This window comes from Nocardioides sp. zg-1308, assembly GCF_013155375.1.
In the GTDB taxonomy this organism is placed as follows: Bacteria; Actinomycetota; Actinomycetes; order Propionibacteriales; family Nocardioidaceae; genus Nocardioides; species Nocardioides renjunii.
In genome coordinates this window covers 310,621-333,461 of the sequence record NZ_JABJQY010000002.1, presented here as the reverse complement: position 1 = coordinate 333,461, position 22,841 = coordinate 310,621, and the positions used below count along the sequence as shown (strand labels likewise).

The window sequence follows — 22,841 nt, the reverse complement described above, 5'->3', positions numbered from 1 at the left end:
ACCGCTGCCGGTTCCGGCCGTGATGCAACCGTGACCGTCAGGACGTCGTGCCTGCAGTCTTCTTGCTCGCTGCCTTCGTGCTCGCTGCCTTCGTGCTCGCTGCCTTCTGGGCCGTGGGCTGCTGGGCTGCGGCCTTCTTGGTCGTGGACCGCCTGCGCGTCGGCGTCGCGGTGGGCGTCGCCCCGCCCTTCACCCGGACCCGCATCGGCGCCTCGTCGCTGCTGGTCTCGAGGTAGGGCTGGGCGGCCAGCAGGCCCTGCAGCCCGCGGTGCCCGTAGTTGCGCGGGTCGAGGGAGGGATGGGTGCGGCTCAGGTGCTGGCCGATCGCACCGGGCGCCGCCCAGCCGTCGTCGCCCGCGACGGCGTTGACGGCCTTCGTCAGCGCGCTGGGCAGGTTGACCTCCGGCACCGGGTCCGGCTCGGCGACCGCCGGCGCGGTCCCGGCCGCCTCGCGGACCTCCGGCTCGGGGGCCTCCCGCTCCGACTCCGGCTCGGGCTCCGCGTCCGGCTCCGCGTCCGGCTCGCCCAGCGACTCGAGCCGGATGAACTTGTTGCAGGCGTTCTGCAGGGAAGCGGGCGTCCTGGCGCCGCCGAGGCCGTAGACGACCTTGCCCGACTCGCGCAGCCGCAGCGCCAGGCTGGTGAAGTCGCTGTCGCTCGTCACCAGGGCGAAGGCCTCGACGTTGCCGGCGTAGAGCAGGTCCATGGCGTCGATGATCAGGGCCGAGTCGGTGGAGTTCTTGCCGCGGGTGAACGCCCCCTGGTGCATCCCGCGGATCGCGCGCGTGTTGAGCTCGGTCGTCCAGCCGCCCAGCCGTGGCGACGACCAGTCCCCGTAGGCACGCTTGATCGTCGGGTCGCCGTACTTCGCGATCTCGTCGAGCAGCGCCTCCGCGTAGCGGTGCGAGGTGTTGTCGGCGTCGATCAGCACCGCGATCCGGGCCGTGCTCGTGTTGGCGTCCACGTGCCCCACCCTAGAGCGGCGCCGGGCCGGTTCCCCGCCTCTGGCACGCTGGAGGGGTGAGGCGTGACGTGGTGGTCGTGGGCGGCGGCATCGCCGGCCTGGTGGCCGCTCGGGACCTGGCCGCCACCGGACGGGACGTGCTCCTGCTCGAGGGGTCGCCGCAGGTCGGCGGCAAGCTGCGCAGCGCCGAGGTGGCCGGTGTGGTCGTCGACGTCGGCGCGGAGGCGATGCTGGCCCGCCGCCCCGAGGGCGTCGCCCTGGCGGCCGAGCTGGGCGCCGAGCTGGTCCACCCCACCAGCGCCACGTCCGGCGTGTGGTCGCGCGGGGCGCTGCGCGCGCTCCCGCGGTCGCTCATGGGTGTGCCTCTCGACCTCGACCAGCTCGCCGCCAGCGGGGTGCTCAGCGCCGAGGGCCTGGCCCGCGCGAGCACCGAGACGAGCACCCCGGTCGACGGCGACGTCTCCGTCGGTGACCTGGTGGGCGCCCGCCTCGGCGACGAGGTCGTCGACCGGCTCGTCGAGCCCCTGCTCGGCGGCGTGTACGCCGGCCACGCCCGCCAGCTCTCGGCCGCGGCCGCCGTGCCGCAGCTGCTCGCCATGGCGCGCCGCGGCAGCCTCCTCGAGCAGGCCGCCGGTGTCCCGGTGTCCGCCGGTCCCGTGTTCGCCTCCCTGCCCGGCGGCATGGGACGACTGCCGGGCCTCCTCGCGTCGACCGGCGGCTTCGAGGTCCGGACCTCGGCCACGGTGCGCGCCCTGCGACGTACGACGTCGGGGTGGGCGCTGACCGTCGGACCGACCACCCGGCCCGAGACCGTCGAGGCGGCCGCGGTCGTCCTCGCCACCCCCGCCGCACCCGCCGCGCGGCTGCTCGGCGACGTCGCGCCCGCGGCCGCCGCCGACCTCGCGGCGGTCGAGACCGCCAGCGTCGCCGTGGTGACGCTCGCCCTCCGGGCGCAGGACGTGCCGGACGCACTCTTCGAGCGGTCCGGCTTCCTCGTGCCGCCGGTCGAGCAGCGCACCATCAAGGCCTCCACCTTCTCCTTCGCCAAGTGGGACTGGGTGCGGGCCCTCGACCCCGACCTGGTCGTGCTGCGCACCTCCCTGGGCCGCCACCGCGAGGAGACGACCCTGCAGGCCGGCGACGAAGGACTGGTGCGGGTCTCGCTCGCCGACCTGACGGCGATGGCCGGCGTCACGGCACGCCCGGTCGACACGCACGTGCAGCGGTGGGGCGGTGCGCTGCCGCAGTACGCCGTCGGCCACCTCGACCGGGTCGCCAGGGTCCGCGCCGAGGTCGAGGCGCTGCCCGGCCTCGCGGTCTGCGGGGCGGCGTTCGACGGGGTCGGCGTCCCCGCCGTCATCGGGTCCGCCCGGCGTGCTGTGGCCTCGGTCACCCGGGCAGAATGAGGAGCATGACGAGCGAGAAGACCAACGCGGCGCGGACCAGGGAGCTCAACGACACCATCCGCTACACCATGTGGTCGGTCTTCCGGCTCCGCGACCTCATCGGCGACGCCGACCGCGACGCCGAGGCCACCGACGTCGAGGCGCTCTTCGAGGTGCTCGCCGAGCAGGACGTGGTGGTCCGCGGCCTCTACGACGTCAGCGGCCTGCGCGCCGACGCCGACCTCATGGTCTGGTGGCACGCCGCCGACTCCGAGCAGCTGCAGGCCGCCTACAACGCCTTCCGCCGCACCGCGTTCGGCCGGCGGCTCGACCCGGTCTGGTCGCAGATGGCGCTGCACCGCCCCGCCGAGTTCAACAAGTCGCACATCCCGGCGTTCCTGGCCGACGAGGAGCCCCGCGCCCACATCTGCGTCTACCCCTTCGTCCGGTCCTACGAGTGGTACCTCCTCGACGACGCCGAGCGCCGCCGCATGCTCGCCCAGCACGGGCAGCAGGCCCGCGGCTACGCCGACGTGCGCGCCAACACGGTCGCGTCGTTCGCGCTCGGCGACTACGAGTGGATGCTGGCCTTCGAGGCCGACGAGCTGCACCGCATCGTCGACCTGATGCGCGACCTGCGCGCCTCCGACGCCCGCCGCCACGTGCGCGAGGAGGTGCCGTTCTACACCGGCGCCCGGGTCTCGCCCACCGAGCTGCTCGCCCGGCTGCCCTGAGCCGGCGGCCCTGAGCCCTCTGCCCTGAGCCGGCTGGCCTGACCTTCCGGCCCTGACGGAGATCCCGTGCGCGGGACCGCGGCGGAACGGGAATGTTCGGCAGTCGGTCAATGTAGAGTAAGTCACTCAACATTGTTCAAAGGAGCAGCCCGTGACCGCCACCTTCCCCTCACCGACCCAGCAGCGCACCTCGTCCACGCCGACCCGGCCGACGCCCACCGTCCCCACGCCCGCCAGCCGCCAGCAGGTCGCGCGCGCCGCGCTGGCCGAGCACCTCGGCTCCCACGACCCGCTGCGGTCCGTCGACCTGACCGTCCCGGAGCGGACGTGGGTGCACATCGGGGTCCGCGCCGGTGCCGACCTCTGGCTCATCACCTGGCCGCCCGGGTCCAGCACCGGCTGGCACGACCACGGCTCGGCCGGCGGGGCGTTCGTCGTCCTGCAGGGCTCGCTCACCGAGTACGTCTGGACCGGCGTCGTCACCGCGAGCACCCTGCCCGCGGCGTCCGTGCGGGAGTTCGGCGGCAGCCACATCCACGACGTGGTCAACCACGGCACGTCGACGGCGGTGTCGCTCCACGCCTACGCCCCGTCGCTCGCCGCCATGACCCGCTACGAGCTGGTCCGCGGTCGGCTCCAGGTGGCCGGCGTCGAGCAGCGCGGGGAGATGTGGTGACCGGGCCGGCCGCGACGACCGCCGCGCCGCGGCACGACGGCATCGACGCGATGCTGGCCGACGCACGCTCGAGGCTCGAGCGCGTCGACGTCGAGACGGCCTACCGGGAGGCGCTCGACGGGGCGCTCCTCGTCGACATCCGCCCGGTCGCGCAGCGCGGGGTGGAGGGCGAGGTCCACCCCGCCCTGGGCACCCTGGTCATCGAGCGCAACGTGCTCGAGTGGCGGCTCGACCCGCGCTCGGACGCCCGCCTGCCGGAAGCGGCGTACGACGCGCGCATCCTGGTGCTGTGCCAGGAGGGCTACACCTCCAGCCTGGCCGCGGACGCGCTGCGCAGCCTCGGCCTCGACGCCACGGACGTGGTGGGCGGCTTCCGGGCGTGGCGCGAGGCGCGGCTGCCCGTCGCCTGCGCCGCAGGGGAGTCCTGAGCCGGGAACGGGTCGCGGCGCAGTAGCGTCAGAGCACCATGACGTTCTCACGCACCGCCGTCGCGCTCACCGGATCGCTGCTCGGCCTCGCCGCCCTCACCGCGTGCTCGACCGAGGAGGAGATGAAGGCCGTCGACCCGGCCGTGGCCGAGGACTCCGCGAGCAGCGCTCCGTCCGACGCCGTGCCGACCCCCGTCCCGGCGGGCGAGGTCCGGACCAACGGCCTCGTCACCGTCCTCGACGCCGGCGAGGGGCCGCAGATGTGCCTCGGCGCGGTCGCCGCGTCGTACCCGCCCCAGTGCGGCGGGCCGGCCGTCGAGGGCTTCGAGTGGGGCGAGGTCGGGTTCGAGGAGGCCTCGGGGGTGCGGTGGGGGTCGTACGCCCTGACCGGCACCTTCGACGGCACCGCGTTCACCGCCTCCGACGCCGTCCCCGCGGCGCTCTACGACGCCATGGCCGAGCCCGAGGAGCAGCCGCTCGGTGCCGCCTGCGAGACGCCCGGCACCACCGACACGGCGAAGGCCACGCCGGAGGACCTCGACGCGACGCTGGCCGCCGCCGCCGCGCTGCCCGGCTACGCCACGGCCTGGCTGAGCGGCAGCACGATCAACGTCGCCGTCACCGAGGACGCGGCCAGTGCCGAGGCGGCGCTCCGCGAGACGTGGGGCGGTCCGCTGTGCGTCACGACGGTGGAGAAGACCGACGCCGACCTCAACGAGGTCAACCAGGAGCTCCAGGCCGCGCTCGGCGAGCAGCTGCTGACCAGCGGCTCGTTCGCGCCCGACTCGCTCGACGCCCAGGTCGTCTTCGACGACGGCTCGATCCAGGAGTGGGCCGACACGACGTACGGCGCCGGGCTGGTGCGGGTCAGCTCGGCCCTGACGCCCGTGGAGTGACTACTTCTCGTTGAGCGTGATGCTGATCGAGTTGATGCAGTAGCGGTCGCCGGTGGGCGTGCCGAAGCCGTCGGGGAAGACGTGGCCGAGGTGCGAGCCGCACGTGGCGCAGCGGACCTCCACCCGCTTCATGCCGTGGGACACGTCCTCGATGTACTCCACCGTGTCGGTCATCGGCTGGTAGAAGCTCGGCCAGCCGCAGCCGGAGTGGAACTTGGTGTCGCTGGTGAACAGCTCCGAGCCGCAGGCCTTGCACGAGTAGGTGCCCTCGGTCTCGGTGTCGGTGTACTCGCCGGTGAAGGCACGCTCGGTGCCGGCCTGCCGGAGCACGGCGTACTCCTCGGGGGTGAGCTCCTCGCGCCACTGCTCATCGGTCTTTTGCACGTCGTAGGCCATGCCCCGAGTTTACGGCGGCACGCCAGCCGCGCTCCCGGCTAGGGTCGAGTCATGGCGAAGGCGTCGGAGGCGTACGTCCGGGCGGGGGAGCGCGAGGTGCGCATCTCCTCGCCGGAGCGGGTGATCTACGAGGCGACCGACACGACGCCCGAGGTCACCAAGCTGATGGTCGCGGAGTACGTCGCCAGCGTCGAGGACGGCCTGATGCGCGCGCTGCGCGACCGGCCGACGGCGCTGGAGCGCTGGACGTCGGGGGTCCGGGAGGGCATGAAGCTGGCGACCGGTCCGCAGGACCGCAACGCCGACGCGTTCTACCAGAAGCGGGTCCCCAAGGGCGCTCCCGACTACCTCGAGTCGGTCGAGATCACCTTCCCCTCCGGCCGGACCGCCGACGAGATCTGCCCGACCGAGATCGCCGTGCCGGTCTGGTGCGCCCACATGGGCACGCTGACCTTCCACCCGTGGCCGGTGCGCCGCGACGACGTGGACCACCCCGACGAGCTGCGCATCGACCTCGACCCGCAGCCCGGTACGACGTTCGCGGACGCGGCCCGGGTCGCCGGGGTCGCGCGGGAGCTGCTCGCCGACCTCGGGATGACGGGCTTCGCGAAGACCTCGGGCAACCGCGGGATCCACATCTACGTCCGGATCGCACCGCAGTGGGACTTCGCGGCGGTCCGCCACGCGGCGATCGCCTTCGGGCGCGAGCTGGAGAAGCGCGACGACGGGGTCACGACGGCGTGGTGGAAGGAGGAGCGCGGCGAGCGGATCTTCGTCGACTACAACCAGAACACCCGGGACCGCACCATCGCCTCCGCCTACTCGCTGCGCCCGATCGCCGGGGCGCCGGTCTCCACGCCGGTGTCATGGGACGAGCTGGCCTGGCTTGCCTCGCCCACCGCGTTCAACCTCTTCACCGTGCCGGAGCGCCTCGCCGCCGACGGCGACCCGTGGGCGGCCATCGACGACGAGCACCACTCGCTGCAGCCGCTCCTCGACCTGTGGGACGAGCACCCCGTCGAGCTCAACTTCCCGCCCGACCACCCCAAGATGCCCGGCGAGCCGCCCCGCGTGCAGCCGTCGAAGAAGGTCGAGTCCCACTGGGACGCGGAGGGCAACCGGATCCCCGACTGACGGCGTCCGGGCTGCGTCGTCCTCACTTCTCCCAGGGCGCCGGGACCGGGAAGTACTCCTCGAGGAAGTCGTGCAGCAGCGCGTCGGCCCGCTCCTCGTCGAAGGCCGAGAGCAGGTTGTCGGCGATGCAGAAGAAGTCGCGGTCGCGCCGCAGCATCGCCCGCAGCTGGGCGGGCAGCTGCTGGTGGCCGAGGTCGACGTAGCCGTGGTGCGCGCCGGCCCGGAACGCCTGCCCGTTGATGAGGCCGTAGCCCTGCGCGAAGGACGACAGCAGCGACAGGTCGGTCGCCGAGCGGAACGGCGCCTCGGTGGTGGCCGCGACCGCGTCGGGGAAGCGGGCCGCAATCTCCTCCAGGACCGTACGCCGCTGCGGGTGCGGGCTGTGCATCATCGTGTGGGTCAGCGCGACGCCGAAGGCGTCGGCCAGCACGCGGCGGTTGTTCTGCGCGGCGGTGAGGTAGGGGCGGTCGTCGGTGCCCGGGAGGCCGACGGCGCGGTGGTCGGCCACGAAGGCGGCGTACTGCCCGCCGGGGGAGAAGAAGTGCTCGGGACGCCGGGGCCGGCCGAGGAAGACGTCGTCGTTGACGTAGACGAAGTGGTCGGCGAGGTCGGGGACGCAGTGCAGCCGGGTCTCGATGGCGTGCGAGCTGAAGGTCGGCAGCGCCGACTCGGGCAGGATCTCGCGGTGGTCGACGACCCGCACCGACGCGTGTCCGGTGTCGAGCCACGACGGCACCTGGCCGGCGGTGACGAGGTGGATCCGGCGCACCCAGGGCGCGAAGAGGTGGATGCTGCGCATCGACCAGCGCAGCTCGTCGCGGCTGCGGTAGCGCGAGGCGCCGCCGGCCCGCGCGCTCGGGGTGCCGCCGAGAGCGGTGATCCGGGCGTCCCTGGCGGCCAGCCACTCCTCGTCGTCGCCGTCGACCCAGGTGTAGACGACGTCGACGTCGAAGCGGCAGTCGTCGAGCGTCGGCAGCGCCATCAGCTCGAGCGTCGGCACGCTGACGTCCTCGACCGTGACGGTGGTGCGCGGGGTGCCCGCCGGGACGCGGTCGCCGTAGCGGTTCGGGCCGGGCGCCAGCAGGTCGCCGTCCGGCGACTCCTCCCAGAACTCCACGCCGACCTCGACGCCCTCGCCGAGCAGGCCGCCGTGCCCGCCGCGCATCGGCCACGGCTCGAGGAAGAGCGAGGCGGTGCGGGTGCGCGCGAGGTCCTCGGTCATCGCCGCGACGGTGCCGCGGCGCTCGTGCCACCCGCGCTCGGCGGGGTCGCGCACCGAGAGCCAGTCGGGGACCGCGGCGGCGGCGAGGGCGGCGAGGAAGGCGCCGCGTCGCGAGGCGGGCACGACCACGACCGGGTGCGGGTCGAGGCCGTGGGCGGGCACCACGAACCAGCCCTCCCCGGTCGCCGCGGCGGCGGAGGTGAGCGCCCGCAGGGCCGTCGTACGCGCCTGGGCGGGTGTGGTGCCCGTGGCCCCTGCGGTCTCCGGCAGGTCGCCCAGCGGGCCCGGCCGCAGCCCGTGCAGCACCCGTCGCGGCGCGAGCGGATCGGCCCGGCGGGCCACCGCGCCGCGGAACGCCTCCACCCACCGGCGGGCGAGGGTCGGGCCGTCCCAGCCGGCCGACCGCTCGAGTGCCGCCGCGCCGAGGCGGCTGCGGAGGTCGTCGTCGGTGGCGACCCTCAGCATCGCGGCGGCGAGCGCGGCCTTGGAGCCGGGCGGCACGAGCAGGCCGTCGACGTCGTGGGTGATCATCTCGCGCGGCCCGGACGGGCAGTCGTACGACACCGGTGGGACGCCGGCCGACATGGCCTCCTGCAGCACGAGGGGGTAGCCCTCGCCGCGCGAGGCGAGCACGGCCACGCTGGCCCGCGCCCACTCCGCCGCGAGGTCGTCGGTGGCCCCGGGCAGCTCGACGCGGTCCTCGAGGCCGAGCTTGCGCACCTGGGCGGCGAGGTTCTCGGCGCGCGGTCCGTCGCCCCAGATCCGCAGCGTCCAGCCCGGCACCTGCTCGTGGATGCGCCAGAAGGCGTCGACGACGTGCTCGAACTGCTTCTCCGGCGCCAGCCGGCCGGCGGTCACGAACGCCTTCTGGTCCAGCGCCGAGCGGGGCTGGGGGTGGGACGGCAGCGGGTTGGGGATGACGAGGAGCTCCGGGGCGGCCCCACCGAGCCGCCCGGCCAGCCACCGCGACATCGACTCGGTCAGCGAGACGACGACGTCGGCGCGGGGCGCGAACTCCAGCAGGGCGCCGAGGTCGTTGACGCGGCTCGAGGACGCGCGGTGCTCCTGGTGGACCAGCGCCACGTCGGCGGGGGCGAGCTGGGCCACCACGGCCAGCAGCTCGGGCGTGGTGGTGACGAGCACGTCGGCCTGGACGCTGCCCAGCGCCTCCCGCATCGTGGCGTCGGTGAGGCCGTTGTAGAGGGCGTCCCAGCTGCGCGGGACGATGACCGACTCGCGCTGCGCGAGCTCCGCCGGGTGGCGACCGCTGACCGCGGCGGGCCGCTCGCCGCGCACGTCGACGAGGTAGGTGACCTCGACCCCGTCGGCCAGCGGGTAGTGGGTCGTGGCGCCGCTGCGCGTCACGCTGAGGATGCGCACGCGGTGGCCCTCGCCCAGCCGGACCAGGGCGTTGGCCTGCTCGATGCCGGACCGGGCGGTGCCGCCCATCCCGTCGGCGTTGAAGAGGACGAAGACGATGTCGAGCGGGCCGTCGCGGCGCGTGCGGCGCATCGCCGAGCGCACCTTCCCCCCGAGCCTGTCGGTGAGTGCCACGTGTGCCTCAGTCCTGTCCGTGTGAGCGGTCCCCGATCGGATCGCCACGATCCTAGATGCCGGGCGTCGGCGGATAGGGTGACCGGCATGCCGACGTCCTCCTCCCGACCGGATGTGCAGCCGGGCACCCCGCTCGTCCTGGTCTCCGGTTCCGGTCGCAGTGGCACGAGCTCCCTGGCCGGCACGCTGAAGCGGCTCGGCCTGCACGTGCCGCAACCGGAGGTCGAGGCGTCGGAGACCAACCCGCGCGGGTTCTACGAGCCGCAGTGGGTCATCGACTTCCACAAGCGGCACCTCAAGGAGCTCGCGCTCTTCAACATCGACAGCCGGCCCGCCGCCGTCGACCTCGTGGCCGCGCACGTCGCGTCCGGGGTGCCGACCGCCGAGCTGCGCGAGTGGCTCGCGGGCCAGCTCGCCCTGCAGCGGTCGGGGGGCGAGCAGATCGTCGTCAAGGACCCGCACGCCTTCTGGTTCGCCGAGGTGTGGGAGCGGGTCAGCGCCGAGGTCGGCGCCGACCTGCGGTGGCTCACCGCGCTGCGCCACCCCGCCGAGGTCGTCGGCTCGCGCGACATCGCCTACCTCTCCAGCCAGTCCGAGGACCTGCGGCTGACCAAGGAGACCTCCAACGTCGCCGGCTGGGTCCACGCGGCGCTGCTGACCGAGCTCGCCGGACGCGACACCCGGCGCGCCTTCGTGCGCTATGCCGACCTGCTCGCCGACTGGCGCTCCGCCCTGACGCCGGTGCAGGAGCAGCTGGACCTCGAGTTCGACACCGACCTGTCCTCGACCACCCACCACCCGGTCGACGACTTCATCGAGCCGTCGATGCGCAAGTCGCAGCTCACCTGGGACGACGTCCGCACGCCCGACTGGTTGCGCGAGATGGCCGAGGAGGTCTGGCAGCTCCTGGGCGTGCTCACCGACAAGCCCCACGACGCGGCGGCCCAGCAGCGCCTCGACGAGATCCACGCGGACTACACCGCGCGGTACGCCGACGCGGTGGCGCTGACGTTCGACCACACCCGGGCCGAGGCGACGCTCGCCGGGCGCGAGGCGCGTGAGGCGCAGCGGGCGACCGTGCACCAGCTGCGACGCGACCTCGAGCGCGCCCGTCGTGCCCAGCCGCCGGCGGTCGGCGGACGTGAGGCCGCGGCGATCCTGCGCAAGGCGGTCGTGCGCAGGGTGACCCGCCGGGGCTGAGCTGCCGCCGAGCCGGGGTCGGACCCTCGACCCCGGGCCGCTCAGACGCCGCTGATGCCCTCCCCGGACCCGGAGGCCTGCTCGTCGAAGTTCTCGTGCTCGATGAGGTGCAGCACCGGCACGCCGAGCTTGCGGCGCGCCCGCGAGGTCCAGTCGATGTGAAAGAACTCAGCCACGACGTGCGGGCGGGTGAGGATGATCGCCTCGCGGGCGTCGACGGCCGTGACCAGCGCGGCGAGGGCGTCGACCGGCGGCTCGGACGTCACCTTGCCGGTGGCCTGGCCCCCGGCGGCATGGATCGCGGCGAGGGTCTTGTGGAGGTCGGAGGAGGAGCTCTCCTCGCACTCGCGCCGCAGGGCCTCGATGTCGACGTCGTTCATCGCCATGGCTGGTGCCGCCATGAGGTCCCCGGCGCCGATCGTCCCGAGGGACGCCTCGATCCGGGCCGCGGCGTCCTCGAGCGGCAGCAGGACGTGGTAGACCACCGGGTCCGCGATCTCGGTGTGGAGGGACCGGACCTGCTGGGCGTCGGCGGCGGTGAGCGCCTGCTCGACGAGCAGCACGACGTCGTAAGTGCCCCGCCCGTCGTGGATGGAGTCGCCGGTGGTGCCGTCGTCGGGGATGTTGTCGGTCGTCTCGGTCATGACTCGCCTCCGGGTTCGGTGCTGAGGATCCTGCTGAGGTCGTAGCCGGCCGGCTCGTCGAGCTGGGCGTAGCCGCAGCTCTCCGGGTCGCGGTCGGTGCGCCAGCGTTTGAAGTGGGCGGTGTGCCGGAAGCGCCGGCCCTCCATGTGGTCGTACTTCACCTCGAGCACCCGCTCGGGGCGCAGCGCCGTGAAGCCGAGGTCCTTGCCCGCGCTCCAGCGGCTCTGCGTGCCGGGGACGCGGTCGGGGTTGGCGGTGAGGAACTCGTTCCACCTGCCCCACGGGTGGTCGGCGATGTCGCACACGAGCGGCTGGAGCTCCAGCCAGAGCTCGGCCCGCCGAGCCGCGGTGAAGCTGGCCGAGACGCCGATGTGCTGCAGCTCGCCGTCGTCGTCGTAGAGCCCGAGCAGCAGCGACCCGATGAGCGGCTGCTCCGGGGTCGAGGTCTTGTGCTCGCGGTAGCCGGCCAGGACGACGTCGGCGGTGCGCTCGTGCTTGATCTTGAGCATGGTGCGCTTGTTGGGCTCGTAGGGCGAGCCGAGCGGCTTGGCGACGACGCCGTCCAGGCCGGCGCCCTCGAACTCCTCGAACCACCGCTCGGCCTCGGCGGCGTCCTCGGTGGTGCGGGTGAGGAAGCACGGCCCCTCGCCGTCGAGGTGCGCGAGCGCCTCGACCAGCGCGGCGCGGCGCTCGGACAGCGGACGGTGGAGGTAGGACTCGTCGCCCAGCGCGAGCAGGTCGAAGGCGACGAAGCCCGCGGGCGTCTCGACGGCCAGCTTGTCGACGCGGCTGGCCGCGGGGTGGATGCGCTCCTGCAGCGTCTCGAACTCCAGGCGCCAGCCCTCGGCACCCTGCAGGCCGACGAAGATCTCGCCGTCCAGCACGATGCGGTCCGGCAGCTGGCGTCGCACGGCCTCGACGACCTCGGGGAAGTAGCGGGTCAGCGGCTTGGTGTTGCGGCTGGCCAGCTCGACCTCGTCGCCGTCCTTGAAGACCAGGCAGCGGAAGCCGTCCCACTTGGGCTCGAAGCTGAGTCCGCCGTGCTTGGCCGGGTCTGGCACGCCGCTCACGCTCTTGGCGAGCATCGGCTGCACGGGCGGCATCACGGGGAGGTCCACGGCTGAAGCCTAGTGCTGGTCGCCCTCCTAGACTGCCCGCATGACACGCCCTGCCGTCGTCGGCTTCGCCGGCCGCGAGAAGTGGGGCGAGGTCCTCGTCGACCTGGTGCTCGCCGGGCTCGGTGGACTGCTCGTCGCGGTCGCCGCACCCGAGCTGTCAGCAGGCGCACCTCCCGCCCTCTGGCTGGTCGTGCTCTACACCACCTTCGCCGTCGCGGCGACCGTGCTGCTCGCGGTGGTGGTCACCACCACCTCGCGGCTGCCGACGATCGGCGAGGGCACCGTGGCGGGCCGCCCGGCGGTCGGCCTGCGGTCGTGGGCGGCACCGTGGTGGCACGCGAACGCCCTCGACCTGGGCCTCGCCGCCACGGGACTGGCGCTGCTCGCGGCGGGTCTCGCCGAGGGCGGGTCGTGGGCCGTGGTCGGAGCGGTCCCGGGCCTGGTCGGGCTCTGGTTCGCGGCGCGCGTCGCGCTGGTCGTGCTCGGCAGGCGCCGTCGGCCGGCGCTGTGGCTCACCCCCGACGAGGTGGTGGCCGACTCGCCCGTCGGGCGCGCCCGCGCCGCCCGCGGGTCCGTGCGCCGGGTCCGCAGCAGCGGCCGGCGGGTCGTCGTCGACCTCGACGACGACGCCACGTGGTTCGCCTGCCCCCGCCCGTGGCGGCGGCGGGCGCCCAGCGCCCGCGTGCTCGTGCTCGATGCCGAGGACGTCGGCCACCGCCCCGCCGAGGTCGCGGACTGGCTACGGTCGGAGCTCGACCTCGCCGACCGCACCGGCAGGATTGGGACGAGCCGTACGGGGGAAGGTGGACAGCGGGCCACGCCCCGTCCCCCTCATCATCACCACGTCCAGGAGTGACTGCTTCCGTGACCGACCTCCCGACCACCCCTGACAGGGACCGGACCGACGACCGGCCGCAGCGGCCGCAGCTGCCGCCGGTGGTCTACGTGCCCACGACCGCGGAGGCGGAGGTGGCCTCGCGCCGCGTCCTGCTCCACCACGTCGCCGACGGCCGCACCGCCCTCTACACCTACTCGGCCATCGACCGGCTCCACCGGTGGTACCTCCCGGACACCCCCTGGCTGCTCTGCGACGTCGCCGCGCTCCAGCGCATCCACGACCAGACGCCCTACGACCTGCTGTTCCTCGACGTCGACCCGGGCCTGCGCGACGACCCGGCCGCGAGCGGCGACGAGCTGCGGGAGGTGCACGGATGAGCGGCGGCATCGATGTCGACCTCGCCACCCTCGACACGATCGCGGGCGACCTCGAAGGTGCGGCCGAGGGGCTCGAGGGCCTGGCGGGGAGCGTCCCGCGCGGGGTCGACGCGGGCCCGATGACGGCCGTGGTGGCGAGCATGCTCAGCCAGGTCGTGACCAGCGCGGGCAACGTCTCCCAGGGGCTCACCGGGACGGCCGAGGGCGTCCGGCTCGCGCGCGGCTACTACCAGCGCGCCGACGCCGACGCCTCCGCCGGCATGGGTCGGATCCGCCAGGTGATGGAGCAGTGAGCATCGAGACGGAGATCCTCGGGTCACCCGGCGGCATCGAGGGGGCCGCCACGTGGCTCCGGGGCAGCCTGGAGCCGAAGCTCACGGCGGCCGCCGATGCCGCCAACGGCTCACGCCGCGACGCCGAGGCGGGGTGGGACTCCGTGGCCGGCGAGGAGTTCGCGGACATCGCCCGACGCATCCGCGACAAGTCCGACGACCTGGCGGCGGCGACGAAAAAGATGGCCGGTGACCTCGACGACTTCGCCGAGAAGCTCCGCCGTGCCCAGGACCAGATGGGCGACGTCCGGTCCACCGCGCGCGGCAAGGGGCTCACCGTGGCGGGCTTCGTGGTGGAGCACCCCGGCGCGGGTCCCGCGCGGCCCCCGGTCGGCTTCGAGGGGACACCCGAGGAGGTCGCGGAGCACAACACGCGGGTGGAGGCCTACAACGCCCACCAGGAGCTGCTGCAGGCCTACTACGACGCCGAGACCGAGGCGGCGCGCATCGACCGCTACTACGCCGCCGCGTGCCGCGAGCTGCAGGACGACTACCTCCCCGGCACGCACGCGGCCTGGATCCTCACGCTGGGCGACATCGTCGGCGACGCGGCGGCCGGTGTCATCGGCGTCAGCATCTCGCTGAACCAGTCCAAGCTGCTGACGTCCGCCGAGGACCTCGTCGACGAGGCCACCCGCGCCATCGACGACCTCCAGGCGCACCCCGAGCGCTACATGAAGCGCAAGTGGTTCTTCTTCCAGACCCTGGACGAGGCTCGGCTGGAGGCGGACCGGCTCGCCATCCAGGGCAAGCTCGACGAGGCCGAGGACCTGCTGCGCCAGTCGGGCGAGCTGGCCGACTCCCGAACCCTGCGCTACCTCGGGCGTGCCGGCAAGATCCTGGGGCCGCTCGGCCTGGGCCTCGGCGCCTACAACGACTGGCAGGAGGGGGAGACGACCGAGCAGATCATCGTCTCGCAAGGGGTCTCCGCGGGCCTCGGTGCGGCAGCAGGCTTCGGCGCCAGCGTCGGGACTGCGGCGCTCATCGGCGCCACCGCCGGCTCCGTGGTGCCCGGGGTGGGCACCGCGGTCGGTGCCGTGGTCGGGACCGTGGTCGGCGCCGGCATCGCCATCTTCGCCGACGGCGCCATCGACTCCTTCTTCGAGAACGGTCCCGACGTCGGCAAGGCCTGGGACGAAGGTGTCGACGCGCTGGAGGACACCGGCGAGGCCATCGCTGACGGCGTCTCGAGCGTCGGCGACACGATCGGTGGGTGGTTCAGCTGACCGCGCGGCGCAGGCTCGGGACCGTCTCGGCCGTGCTCGCGGGCGGCACCGGGGTGCTGGCCGTCGCCCTGGGGGTCGGACTCGTCCTCGAGGCCGACAGTGCGTTCGGTCGGGCGTGGGCGTCCGCGTTCATCGTGTTCGGGGTGGTGTGCCTCATCGGGGCCGTCGTCGGCACCCGGCCCCCCGAGCCCGGATCGCCGACGGGACGGGCCGTCGGGCTGGCCACCTTCGTGCTGCTCGGCACCTGGGCAGCCGTCACCGCCGTGGTCGGCGCGGTCGAGGAGAGCTGGCTGTGGGGCGTGCTCCTCGGCGCCGCGGCGGCGTACCTCTTCTGGGCCGCCGTACGTGTGGCGCGCAGCGGCCCTCAGCCCCGCTAGTCCTCGCCGCGGAGGGAGAACGAGCGCAGCCGGTCGCCCGCGAACCACACGCCGACCACCGTGACGACGAGGCTGGCGATGATCGCGTAGGGGAGGTTGGCGGGGTCGGGCAGCTGGTCGGAGATCTCGTGGCCGACCCGCAGGCCCCACTGGCCGATGCTCAGCCAGGCGATGCCGGAGAAGAGGTTGCCGAGCAGGCTCTCCCAGATCAGCACGAACATCAGCGACGCGATGACCGCGTGCCTGGTCACGGCCGAGATGGCGAGGAAGAGCGCGGAGTAGGTCGTCCCGGCGACGACGGCGCCGACGAAGAGCGCGACCGCCCGGGTGCTGTCGCCGGTGATGAGGGCCGCGACCAGGATCGGCAGCGCGCCGGCGACCAGCGTGGCGGCGAGGGCCACGAGCCACTTGCTGATCGCCACGCCGTAGCGGCTGACCGGCTTGGAGAGCAGGTAGGTGATCGACCCGTCGTCCACCTCCGGGCCGAGCACCGAGGAGGCCGCGAGGATCGCGACGAGGGGCAGCACGAGCGGGTAGCCCAGGCCCGGCAGGATCTCGAACGCCGCGTCGCCGTCGGTGAGCGCCGTCACCAGTGCGACCAGCCCGATCAGCAGGACCGGGAACGCGAGCAGCAGGAAGAAGCGGCGGCGGCCGAGCAGTGCCTGCAGCGCCAGCTTGGCAATGGTCACGTTGATCATCGGGCCACCAGGTAGGCGAAGACGCTCTCGAGCGACTCGTCGCTGGGGGAGAGCTCGAACAAGGTCACGTCGTGCTGCCGGGCCAGGCCCGGGAGGCTGACGGCGAAGCTGCCCAGGTCGTCGACCTGGACGTCGAGGTGGTCGCCGCGCAGGCTCACCGCGCGCACCGACTCGTGCGCCATCAGGAGCGAGGCGAGGGTGCGGTTGTCGCTGGACTGCAGGGCGTACTGCACCGGGCGGTCGGTCATCAGCCGGCGGATCGCGCCGAAGTCGCCCGACGCCGCGTGGCGGCCGGAGACGACCACCTCGATGTGGCGGGCCAGCCGCTCGACCTCCTCCAGGATGTGCGAGCTGAACAGCACGGTGCGGCCCTCGTCGCCGAGGCGCCGCAGCAGGTCCATCAGGTGCATCCGCTGGCGCGGGTCGACGCCGTTGAACGGCTCGTCGAGGAGCAGCACGGACGGCCCGTGGACGAGCGCGGCGGCGATCTTGACGCGCTGGCGCATGCCCTTGGAGTAGGTGTCGAGGCGCCGGCCCGCCGGCTCGACCATGTCGACGACCTCGAGGATCCGCTCGGTCGCGGCGGCCGCGTCGGGCATCCGGTGCAGGTCGGCGTTGGCCCGGACGAACTGGCGTCCGGTGAGGTAGCCGAAGCTCAGCTCGCGCTCGGGCACCAGCCCGATCTGGCGGTAGATCTCGGTGTTGCGCCACACCGGCTGCCCGTCGAGGGTGACGTGGCCGGCCGAGGGTGCCAGGAAGCCCGACATCATCGCCATCAGCGTCGTCTTGCCCGCGCCGTTGGGGCCGAGCAGGCCCGTCACGCCGGGGCCGATGGAGAGGGAGACGTCGTTGACCGCGACGACGTTGCCGAACCAGCGCGAGGCCGAGTCGAGGACCAGGTTGCTCATCGTGAACCCACCTTCCGGAAGCGGGCGACGAGCCCGAGCAGGCAGCCAGCCACCAGCAGCAGCGCCACCAGGGCGTACGCCGGCACCCACGCGCCGTCGACCGGGACCGGGGTCTCGATGCCGGCGTCCCAGGCGTTGGCGAGGCCGGTGAAGAGGGACCAGGGCGAGAAGAGGCCGACCGCGACCGAGGCGGAGTCGGCGTCCTCGAAGGACGCGATGTTCTGCACGACGTTGATGACGCCGGTCAGCACGATGAGGGCCATCACCGAGCCGACGACCGCGAAGCCGCGGCGCAGCGAGACCGACGAGATGAGGCCGGTGATGCCGGCGATCAGCATCGCGAGGAGCACCTGGAGGACGAGCGCCTTGAGCAGGGCGGTGACCTGGTCGCTCTTGTCGAGGCCGGCGAGCATCGCGCCGAGGAAGAGCAGGAGCGTCGGGACGGCCATGAAGAGCAGCACGGCCAGCGTGAGGGAGAACCAGCGCATGAGCGCGAAGATCGGCGCCGCCAGCGGGCGGGCGAGGTAGAGCACGATCGACCGGTAGCGCAGGTCGCGGGAGAACAGCACCGGTGCTTGCGCGGCGGCGAAGAGGCTGACGAGCAGCTGCGTCTGGTTGGTGTAGTCGGCGTAGGAGATCGGGAGGCTGTCGAGGCCGGTGAGGACGACCACGCCGACGACGATCGCCGCCGGCAGCACCGACATGCCGAGCAGCAGGAAGGGCATCACCTTGGACTTGCCCGAGCGCCCGAGCCCGTAGGCGTGGCGCAGGCCGGTGACGAACAGGGTGCGTGCGATCGCGCCGGTGCCCTCGCGCTGACCGTCGTAGTGGCGGTAGCCGAGGTCGTGGATGACACCGGTGCGACCCGGTCCGGATCCGGTCAGGTCAGACACGGGCGCCTCCTTCCAGGAAGACGTCCTCGAGGTGGCCGCGGTCGGGCTGGAGGCGCATCAGCCCCAGGCCGAGCTCGGCCGCGACGTCACGGATGAGGTCGTGGGCGGCGCCCTCGTGGGCCAGCTCCGCCGGCGGCGGGTCGACGGCCACCATCGAGCCGCGGGGGCGGCAGGTGAGTCCCCGCTGGGCCAGCGCCTCGCCCAGGCGGTCGCGCTCGGTCTCGGTGCCGACCACCTCGACGAGCAGGCTGCCGGTGATCTTGAGGAAGTCGGTGGTCGCGCTCGAGCGCAGCAGGTGGCCGCCGTCCAGCACGATGACGTGGTCGCTGACCTGCTCGAGCTCGCCGAGCAGGTGCGAGGTGACGAGGACCGCGATGCCGAACTCGCTGCCGATGCGCTGCACGAGGCGGAGCATGTCGTTGCGGGCCGCCGGGTCGAGGCCGTTGGTCGGCTCGTCGAGGAAGACCAGCTGCGGGTCGTGGGCCAGGGCCTGCGCGAGCTTGGCGCGCTGCTTCATGCCCGTGGAGTAGCCGCCCATCGGCCGGTAGCGCTCCTCGTCGAGCCCCACGTGGCGCAGCACGTCGGCCGAGCGCTCGCGGGCCGCCGCGGCGCCGAGGCCCGACATGCGCGCCATGTGGACGACGAAGTCGCTCGCGCTCACGTCGGGCGGCAGGCAGTCGTGCTCGGGCATGTAGCCCACGAGCCGGCGGATCTCCTGGCTGGACTGCTCGATGTCGTGGCCGAGCACGCTCGCCTGGCCGGCGGTCGGCTCGAGCAGGCCGAGCAGGATCTTGATGAGTGTCGACTTGCCCGCGCCGTTGGCGCCGACCAGCCCGGTCACCCCCTGGCCGACGTCGACCGTCAGGTCGGTCAGCGCGTGGACCGTCCCGTAGTGCTTGGTGAGCCCCGCGGTCGTGATGACCGGCGCCCTGCCGATGAGTTCCCCCGTCACGGGCGTCACGCTAGCGGCCGGGACCGACGTACGGCATCAGGGATCGCCCTCACACCGGGTCGAGTTCGGCGGAGGCCCGGCCGGTGGGTGCGGTCGTGCGCGCGGTCGGCATGCGGACGGGGCCGACGGTGGCGCGCACCGTAAAACGTCCCGCGGTCGGGCTCGAGGTCGGACGTGTGACGATGCGGTCGCCCCGACGACCGGTTCGTCACACGTCAGCAAAGGCGTCGGGTCTCGGCAGTCCCGCCCGAGGCGGGCCCTAGGCTTGGCGCTCTATCCCCGGTTGGTCTGCCGGGTCTCGGCAGTCCCGCCCGAGGCGGGCCCTAGGCTTGGCGGGACATTCCCCGGTTGGTCTGCCGGCAGGGCCCGCCTGACTTTGAATCAGGACTAGCGACGTAGGTTCGACTCCTACCCGGGGAGCTCCTCCTCCGTGGCGTCGGGGCGGTAGGCGAACCACCCGAGCGTGGCGCCGGTCGCCTTCGCCTCCGCGAGCCTGCGGCGGATCTCGCGCAGGGGCGTGGTGGGTGGTGTCGTGGGTGGGAGCTGCTCCCGGGTGGAGGCCACCAGCTCGCCCTCCCAGAAGACCAGGAACCGTTGGTCGCGGCACGTCGACCCGAGCAGCTCGTCGTAGAAGTCGAAGGTCCCGGTCTGCGGGATGCCGTGGCGGTCGAGCACCTGCTCCCACTGCTCGGGCGTGAAGATGACGGTCAGGTCGGTCCTCCGCCTCGCCCTCCCGGCTCATCCGCTCCAGCAGGAGGTTCCACTGCACGTCCCGCGGCGGCAGTGGACGACCCGGCGTCGGGGCGGCGCCCGGTAGCGTCGCGGGCATGGCCATCTCCGAGCTCGTCGGCGTGTACGACGCGGACGGCGGGCTGCTCGGCGAGGCGGCGTACGTCTGGGGCCGCCTCCGGGGGACCCGGCACTGCGGCCTGTGCGACATCACGCACTCGACGGTGCGCCGCAAGGCGGACTGGGACCGGATGGCGGCGAGCCTGCCGGTGCCGGTGCGGCTGCTGCACCTCAACGAGCTCGACGACGGGCTGCGGCGGGCGGTCGCGTCGACCGGTGCGCCGGTGGTGCTGGGGCGCGAGGGTGACGAGTGGCGCCAGGTCGTCGGCCGCGAGGAGCTCGACGAGATGGCCGGCTCGGTGGGGGCGCTCGAGGTCGTCCTCAGGCGACGCCTCGGGGATCCCGCCGGCGGGACCGACTGAGCGGGAGCACGTGGGCGGGACCGACACGATTGGCCAGCGCGCCCGCTGCCGGTGACAGACTGCGCCCATGGACAACCTCACCGTCATCGTCCTCGCCGCCGGCGGCGGCACCCGGATGAAGTCGAAGACCATGAAGGTGCTGCACCCCGTCGCGGGACGCTCCATGATCGGCCACGTGCTCCGTGCCGTGCAGGCCGTCGAGCCGACCCGCGTCGTCGCCGTCGTGGGGCACCAGCGCGAGCAGGTGGGCCCCCACATCAGCGAGCTCGTGCCCGACGCGGTGCTGGCGGTGCAGGAGACGCAGGAGGGCACCGGTCACGCCGTACGCGTCGCGATGGAGGCCTCGGGCACCACGACCGGCACCGTCATCGTGGCCGCCGGCGACACCCCGCTCCTGGAGGGCGAGTCGCTCAAGGCGTTCGCCGCGGAGCACGAGGCCGCGCAGCGCGCCGTGAGCATCCTGAGCGGCCGGCTGCCGGACCCGTTCGGCTACGGCCGGATCATCCGCAACCACGAGGGTGACGTCGAGGCCATCGTCGAGGAGAAGGACGCGACGCCGGAGCAGCGCGAGATCGACGAGATCAGCTCGGGCATCCTCGCCTTCGACGCCGAGTTCCTCGTCACGGCGCTCGCGCGGATCAGCAACGACAACGCCAAGGGCGAGTACTACCTCACCGACGCCGTGGGCCTCGCCCGCGAGGACGGGCTCACCGTCGGCGCGCACCTGATCGAGGACGTCGCGCAGACCGCCGGCGCCAACGACCGTGCACAGCTCGCCGACCTCGGCCGCGAGCTCAACCGCCGCATCGTGACCCGGTGGATGCAGGACGGGGTCACGGTGATGGACCCCGCGACCACCTGGATCGAGGCCGACGTGGTGCTTGAGCCCGACGCCACGATCCTGCCCGGCACCCAGCTGCTCGGCGCGACCGTCGTGCGCGAGGACGCCGTGGTGGGCCCCGACACCACGCTGAAGGACTGCGAGGTCGGCGCCGGCGCCCGCGTCGTACGCACCCACGGCGAGCTCGCGGTCGTCGGGGACGGCGCGTCGGTCGGGCCGTTCGCCTACCTCCGCCCCGGCACCCAGCTCGGCACCGGCGGCAAGATCGGCACATTCGTGGAGACCAAGAACTCGCAGATCGGCGACGGCGCCAAGGTGCCGCACCTGTCGTACGTCGGTGACGCCGAGATCGGCGAGGGCACCAACATCGGGGCCGGCACGATCTTCGCCAACTACGACGGCGTCGCCAAGCACCGCACGGTGATCGGCCGGCACGCCAAGACCGGCTCGAACAACACCTTCGTCGCGCCGGTCGCGGTCGGGGACGGGGCAGGCACCGCGGGCGGCACCGTCGTACGCCGTGACGTGCCCGCCGGCGCGCTTGCCGTGAGCAGCTCGCCGCAGCGCAACCTCGAGGGCTGGACCGAGTCGCGGCGCGCCGGGACGGCCCAGGCCGAGGCCGCCCGAACCGCACGTGAACAGCAGGAGAAGACCGAGGGGTGACCCCGAGGTTGGGGCTGGCCGGGAGGTGGGCGAGAATCCTGTGCAGCACCTCCGAACGAGCCCCCCCGAGTCAGGAGTCGCGTCGCGTGACCGGAATGAAGCGGACCACGGAGAAGAACCTCATGGTCTTCAGCGGGCGGGCCTACCCCGACCTGTCCCACGAGGTCGCCGACCTCCTCGAGTGCGGGCTCGTCCCGCAGGACGCGCGGGCCTTCGCCAACGGCGAGCTCTACGTCCGCTACGAGGAGTCCGTGCGCGGCTGCGACGCCTTCGTGATCCAGAGCCACACGGCGCCGATCAACGAGTGGATCATGGAGCACCTGATCATGGTCGACGCGCTCAAGCGCGCCTCGGCCAAGCGCATCACGGTGGTCATGCCGTTCTACGGCTATGCCCGCCAGGACAAGAAGCACCGCGGCCGCGAGCCGATCTCGGCCCGCCTGATGGCCGACCTGTTCAAGACCGCCGGCGCCGACCGGCTGATCACCGTCGACCTGCACGCCGACCAGATCCAGGGGTTCTTCGACGGCCCCGTCGACCACCTGATGGCGCTGCCGATCCTCACCGACTACGTCAAGGAGAAGTACGGCGATCAGCAGCTGGCCGTCGTCTCCCCGGACGCCGGCCGGATCAAGGTCGCCGAGCGCTGGTCGGCCCGCCTCGGCGGCGTTCCGCTGGCCTTCATCCACAAGACCCGCCGCATCGACGTGGCCAACGAGGTCGTCGCCAACCGCGTGGTCGGTGACGTGCACGGCAAGATCTGCATCCTGACCGACGACATGATCGACACCGGCGGGACGATTGTGAAGGCCGCCGAGGCGTGCATGGCCGAGGGCGCCGCCGGCGTCATCATCGCCGCGACGCACCCGATCCTGTCCGACCCCGCGGTCGACCGGCTGAAGAACTCCTCCGCGATGGAGGTCGTGGTGACCAACACCCTGCCGGTCCCCGCCGACAAGCAGTTCGACAAGCTCACGACGCTGTCCATCGCGCCGCTGATCGCCCGGGCCATCCGCGAGGTGTTCGAGGACGGGTCCGTGACGTCGATGTTCGACGGGCACGCGTAGTCGTACGGCCCGGCGCGGGTCGGGCTTTGCGCCCGAGTTCCGTGCTCAGAGGTCGAGATCTCTACCTGTAGGCACGGCGGTCACCGGATATCCGGGGACTCCAGAGA

General features: G+C 73.2%; 25 protein-coding genes and 1 tRNA gene. 16 read left to right on the top strand and 10 right to left on the bottom strand.

The genetic code is table 11. The features are described 5' to 3' along the window. Window positions 1-37: 37 nt before the first annotated feature. Entirely contained in the window at window positions 38-964 is a 927-nt protein-coding gene (locus HN031_RS03335) for an NYN domain-containing protein (RefSeq protein ID WP_172266317.1), read from the bottom strand. Between the two features lie 56 nt (window positions 965-1,020). Between HN031_RS03335 and hemG the strand changes: the two genes are divergently transcribed. From hemG to HN031_RS03310, 5 genes are all read left to right on the top strand, one after another. Then, entirely contained in the window at window positions 1,021-2,370 is a 1,350-nt protein-coding gene (gene hemG, locus HN031_RS03330; RefSeq protein ID WP_172266315.1) for a protoporphyrinogen oxidase, read from the top strand. 5 nt (window positions 2,371-2,375) lie between these two features. After that, window positions 2,376-3,083: a hydrogen peroxide-dependent heme synthase gene (gene hemQ, locus HN031_RS03325; protein ID WP_172266313.1), complete on the top strand. Its 708-nt coding sequence runs from the start codon at window positions 2,376-2,378 to the stop codon at window positions 3,081-3,083. Between the two features lie 151 nt (window positions 3,084-3,234). Then, complete coding sequence (locus tag HN031_RS03320) at window positions 3,235-3,759, top strand: cysteine dioxygenase family protein (RefSeq protein WP_172266311.1); 525 nt, start codon at window positions 3,235-3,237, stop codon at window positions 3,757-3,759. Continuing rightward, the gene (locus HN031_RS03315) at window positions 3,756-4,187 is read left to right on the top strand and encodes a rhodanese-like domain-containing protein (RefSeq protein WP_322920096.1); all 432 of its coding nucleotides are present in this window, start codon (window positions 3,756-3,758) and stop codon (window positions 4,185-4,187) included. The genes HN031_RS03320 and HN031_RS03315 overlap by 4 nt, the downstream gene beginning before the upstream one ends. A 38-nt stretch (window positions 4,188-4,225) precedes the next feature. Further along, window positions 4,226-5,083 carry a hypothetical protein gene (locus HN031_RS03310; RefSeq protein WP_172266308.1) on the top strand — a complete coding sequence of 286 codons (858 nt, stop codon included), beginning with the start codon at window positions 4,226-4,228 and terminating at the stop codon, window positions 5,081-5,083. Here the strand turns inward: HN031_RS03310 and msrB are convergent, their stop codons facing one another. Then, complete coding sequence (gene msrB, locus HN031_RS03305) at window positions 5,084-5,479, bottom strand: peptide-methionine (R)-S-oxide reductase MsrB (RefSeq protein WP_172266305.1); 396 nt, start codon at window positions 5,477-5,479, stop codon at window positions 5,084-5,086. 51 nt (window positions 5,480-5,530) lie between these two features. On the opposite strand from msrB, the gene HN031_RS03300 reads away from it, so the two are divergent. Further along, window positions 5,531-6,613, top strand: coding sequence for a DNA polymerase domain-containing protein (locus HN031_RS03300; RefSeq protein WP_172266302.1), 1,083 nt, complete (start codon window positions 5,531-5,533; stop codon window positions 6,611-6,613). 22 nt (window positions 6,614-6,635) lie between these two features. On the opposite strand, the gene HN031_RS03295 is transcribed toward HN031_RS03300, so the two are convergent. Further along, on the bottom strand, window positions 6,636-9,389 hold the full coding sequence (locus tag HN031_RS03295; protein ID WP_172266299.1) for a stealth conserved region 3 domain-containing protein: 2,754 nt from the start codon (window positions 9,387-9,389) through the stop codon (window positions 6,636-6,638). A gap of 87 nt (window positions 9,390-9,476) precedes the next feature. Here HN031_RS03295 and HN031_RS03290 point away from each other — a divergent pair, with 87 nt between their 5' ends. Continuing rightward, complete coding sequence (locus HN031_RS03290) at window positions 9,477-10,589, top strand: sulfotransferase (RefSeq protein WP_172266296.1); 1,113 nt, start codon at window positions 9,477-9,479, stop codon at window positions 10,587-10,589. A 41-nt stretch (window positions 10,590-10,630) separates the two neighbouring features. On the opposite strand, the gene HN031_RS03285 is transcribed toward HN031_RS03290, so the two are convergent. After that, complete coding sequence (locus tag HN031_RS03285) at window positions 10,631-11,233, bottom strand: hypothetical protein (RefSeq protein ID WP_253943014.1); 603 nt, start codon at window positions 11,231-11,233, stop codon at window positions 10,631-10,633. Next, window positions 11,230-12,351, bottom strand: coding sequence for an ATP-dependent DNA ligase (locus HN031_RS03280; protein WP_172266293.1), 1,122 nt, complete (start codon window positions 12,349-12,351; stop codon window positions 11,230-11,232). The genes HN031_RS03285 and HN031_RS03280 overlap by 4 nt, the downstream gene beginning before the upstream one ends. A gap of 40 nt (window positions 12,352-12,391) precedes the next feature. On the opposite strand from HN031_RS03280, the gene HN031_RS03275 reads away from it, so the two are divergent. From HN031_RS03275 to HN031_RS03255, 5 genes are read left to right on the top strand one after another with little or no spacing between them, the layout of a single operon-like run. Beyond that, a complete protein-coding gene (locus HN031_RS03275; RefSeq protein WP_172266290.1) occupies window positions 12,392-13,207 on the top strand; it encodes a hypothetical protein in 816 nt (271 codons plus the stop codon). Between the two features lie 8 nt (window positions 13,208-13,215). Then, entirely contained in the window at window positions 13,216-13,566 is a 351-nt protein-coding gene (locus HN031_RS03270; RefSeq protein WP_172266287.1) for an SAV_915 family protein, read from the top strand. Then, a complete protein-coding gene (locus HN031_RS03265; protein WP_172266284.1) occupies window positions 13,563-13,859 on the top strand; it encodes a hypothetical protein in 297 nt (98 codons plus the stop codon). The genes HN031_RS03270 and HN031_RS03265 overlap by 4 nt, the downstream gene beginning before the upstream one ends. Continuing rightward, window positions 13,856-15,124 carry a hypothetical protein gene (locus HN031_RS03260; protein WP_172266281.1) on the top strand — a complete coding sequence of 423 codons (1,269 nt, stop codon included), beginning with the start codon at window positions 13,856-13,858 and terminating at the stop codon, window positions 15,122-15,124. Before HN031_RS03265 ends, HN031_RS03260 begins: the two co-directional genes overlap by 4 nt. Then, a complete protein-coding gene (locus HN031_RS03255) occupies window positions 15,112-15,501 on the top strand; it encodes a hypothetical protein (RefSeq protein WP_172266278.1) in 390 nt (129 codons plus the stop codon). The genes HN031_RS03260 and HN031_RS03255 overlap by 13 nt, the downstream gene beginning before the upstream one ends. Here HN031_RS03255 and HN031_RS03250 read toward each other — a convergent pair. Genes HN031_RS03250 through HN031_RS03235 form a run of 4 tightly spaced genes read right to left on the bottom strand, consistent with a single transcriptional unit; the run spans window position 15,498 to window position 18,952 of the window. Next, on the bottom strand, window positions 15,498-16,190 hold the full coding sequence (locus HN031_RS03250; RefSeq protein WP_172266276.1) for an ABC transporter permease subunit: 693 nt from the start codon (window positions 16,188-16,190) through the stop codon (window positions 15,498-15,500). The two genes, HN031_RS03255 and HN031_RS03250, sit on opposite strands and share 4 nt — an antisense overlap. 5 nt (window positions 16,191-16,195) lie before the next feature. Then, the gene (locus HN031_RS03245) at window positions 16,196-17,107 is read right to left on the bottom strand and encodes an ABC transporter ATP-binding protein (protein ID WP_172266273.1); all 912 of its coding nucleotides are present in this window, start codon (window positions 17,105-17,107) and stop codon (window positions 16,196-16,198) included. Next, on the bottom strand, window positions 17,104-18,000 hold the full coding sequence (locus HN031_RS03240; protein WP_172266270.1) for an ABC transporter permease: 897 nt from the start codon (window positions 17,998-18,000) through the stop codon (window positions 17,104-17,106). Before HN031_RS03240 ends, HN031_RS03245 begins: the two co-directional genes overlap by 4 nt. Then, complete coding sequence (locus HN031_RS03235) at window positions 17,993-18,952, bottom strand: ABC transporter ATP-binding protein (protein ID WP_322423061.1); 960 nt, start codon at window positions 18,950-18,952, stop codon at window positions 17,993-17,995. Before HN031_RS03235 ends, HN031_RS03240 begins: the two co-directional genes overlap by 8 nt. 341 nt (window positions 18,953-19,293) lie before the next feature. Between HN031_RS03235 and HN031_RS03230 the strand changes: the two genes are divergently transcribed. Next, window positions 19,294-19,372: transfer RNA gene (locus HN031_RS03230), tRNA-Gln, on the top strand. Here the strand turns inward: HN031_RS03230 and HN031_RS03225 are convergent. Further along, window positions 19,361-19,627 carry a hypothetical protein gene (locus HN031_RS03225; RefSeq protein ID WP_172266267.1) on the bottom strand — a complete coding sequence of 89 codons (267 nt, stop codon included), beginning with the start codon at window positions 19,625-19,627 and terminating at the stop codon, window positions 19,361-19,363. The two genes, HN031_RS03230 and HN031_RS03225, sit on opposite strands and share 12 nt — an antisense overlap. Window positions 19,628-19,779: 152 nt before the next feature. Between HN031_RS03225 and HN031_RS03220 the strand changes: the two genes are divergently transcribed. The 3 genes from HN031_RS03220 to HN031_RS03210 all read left to right on the top strand — a co-directional run bounded on the left by HN031_RS03220 (window position 19,780) and on the right by HN031_RS03210 (window position 22,734). Next, on the top strand, window positions 19,780-20,163 hold the full coding sequence (locus HN031_RS03220) for a hypothetical protein (RefSeq protein WP_172266264.1): 384 nt from the start codon (window positions 19,780-19,782) through the stop codon (window positions 20,161-20,163). A 67-nt stretch (window positions 20,164-20,230) separates the two neighbouring features. After that, window positions 20,231-21,667 (top strand): bifunctional UDP-N-acetylglucosamine diphosphorylase/glucosamine-1-phosphate N-acetyltransferase GlmU, encoded by a 1,437-nt coding sequence (glmU, locus tag HN031_RS03215; protein WP_172266261.1) that lies wholly within the window; start codon window positions 20,231-20,233, stop codon window positions 21,665-21,667. Between the two features lie 95 nt (window positions 21,668-21,762). Beyond that, window positions 21,763-22,734, top strand: a complete 972-nt coding sequence (locus tag HN031_RS03210) for a ribose-phosphate diphosphokinase (RefSeq protein WP_172271184.1) — start codon at window positions 21,763-21,765, stop codon at window positions 22,732-22,734. Window positions 22,735-22,841 lie beyond the last annotated feature (107 nt).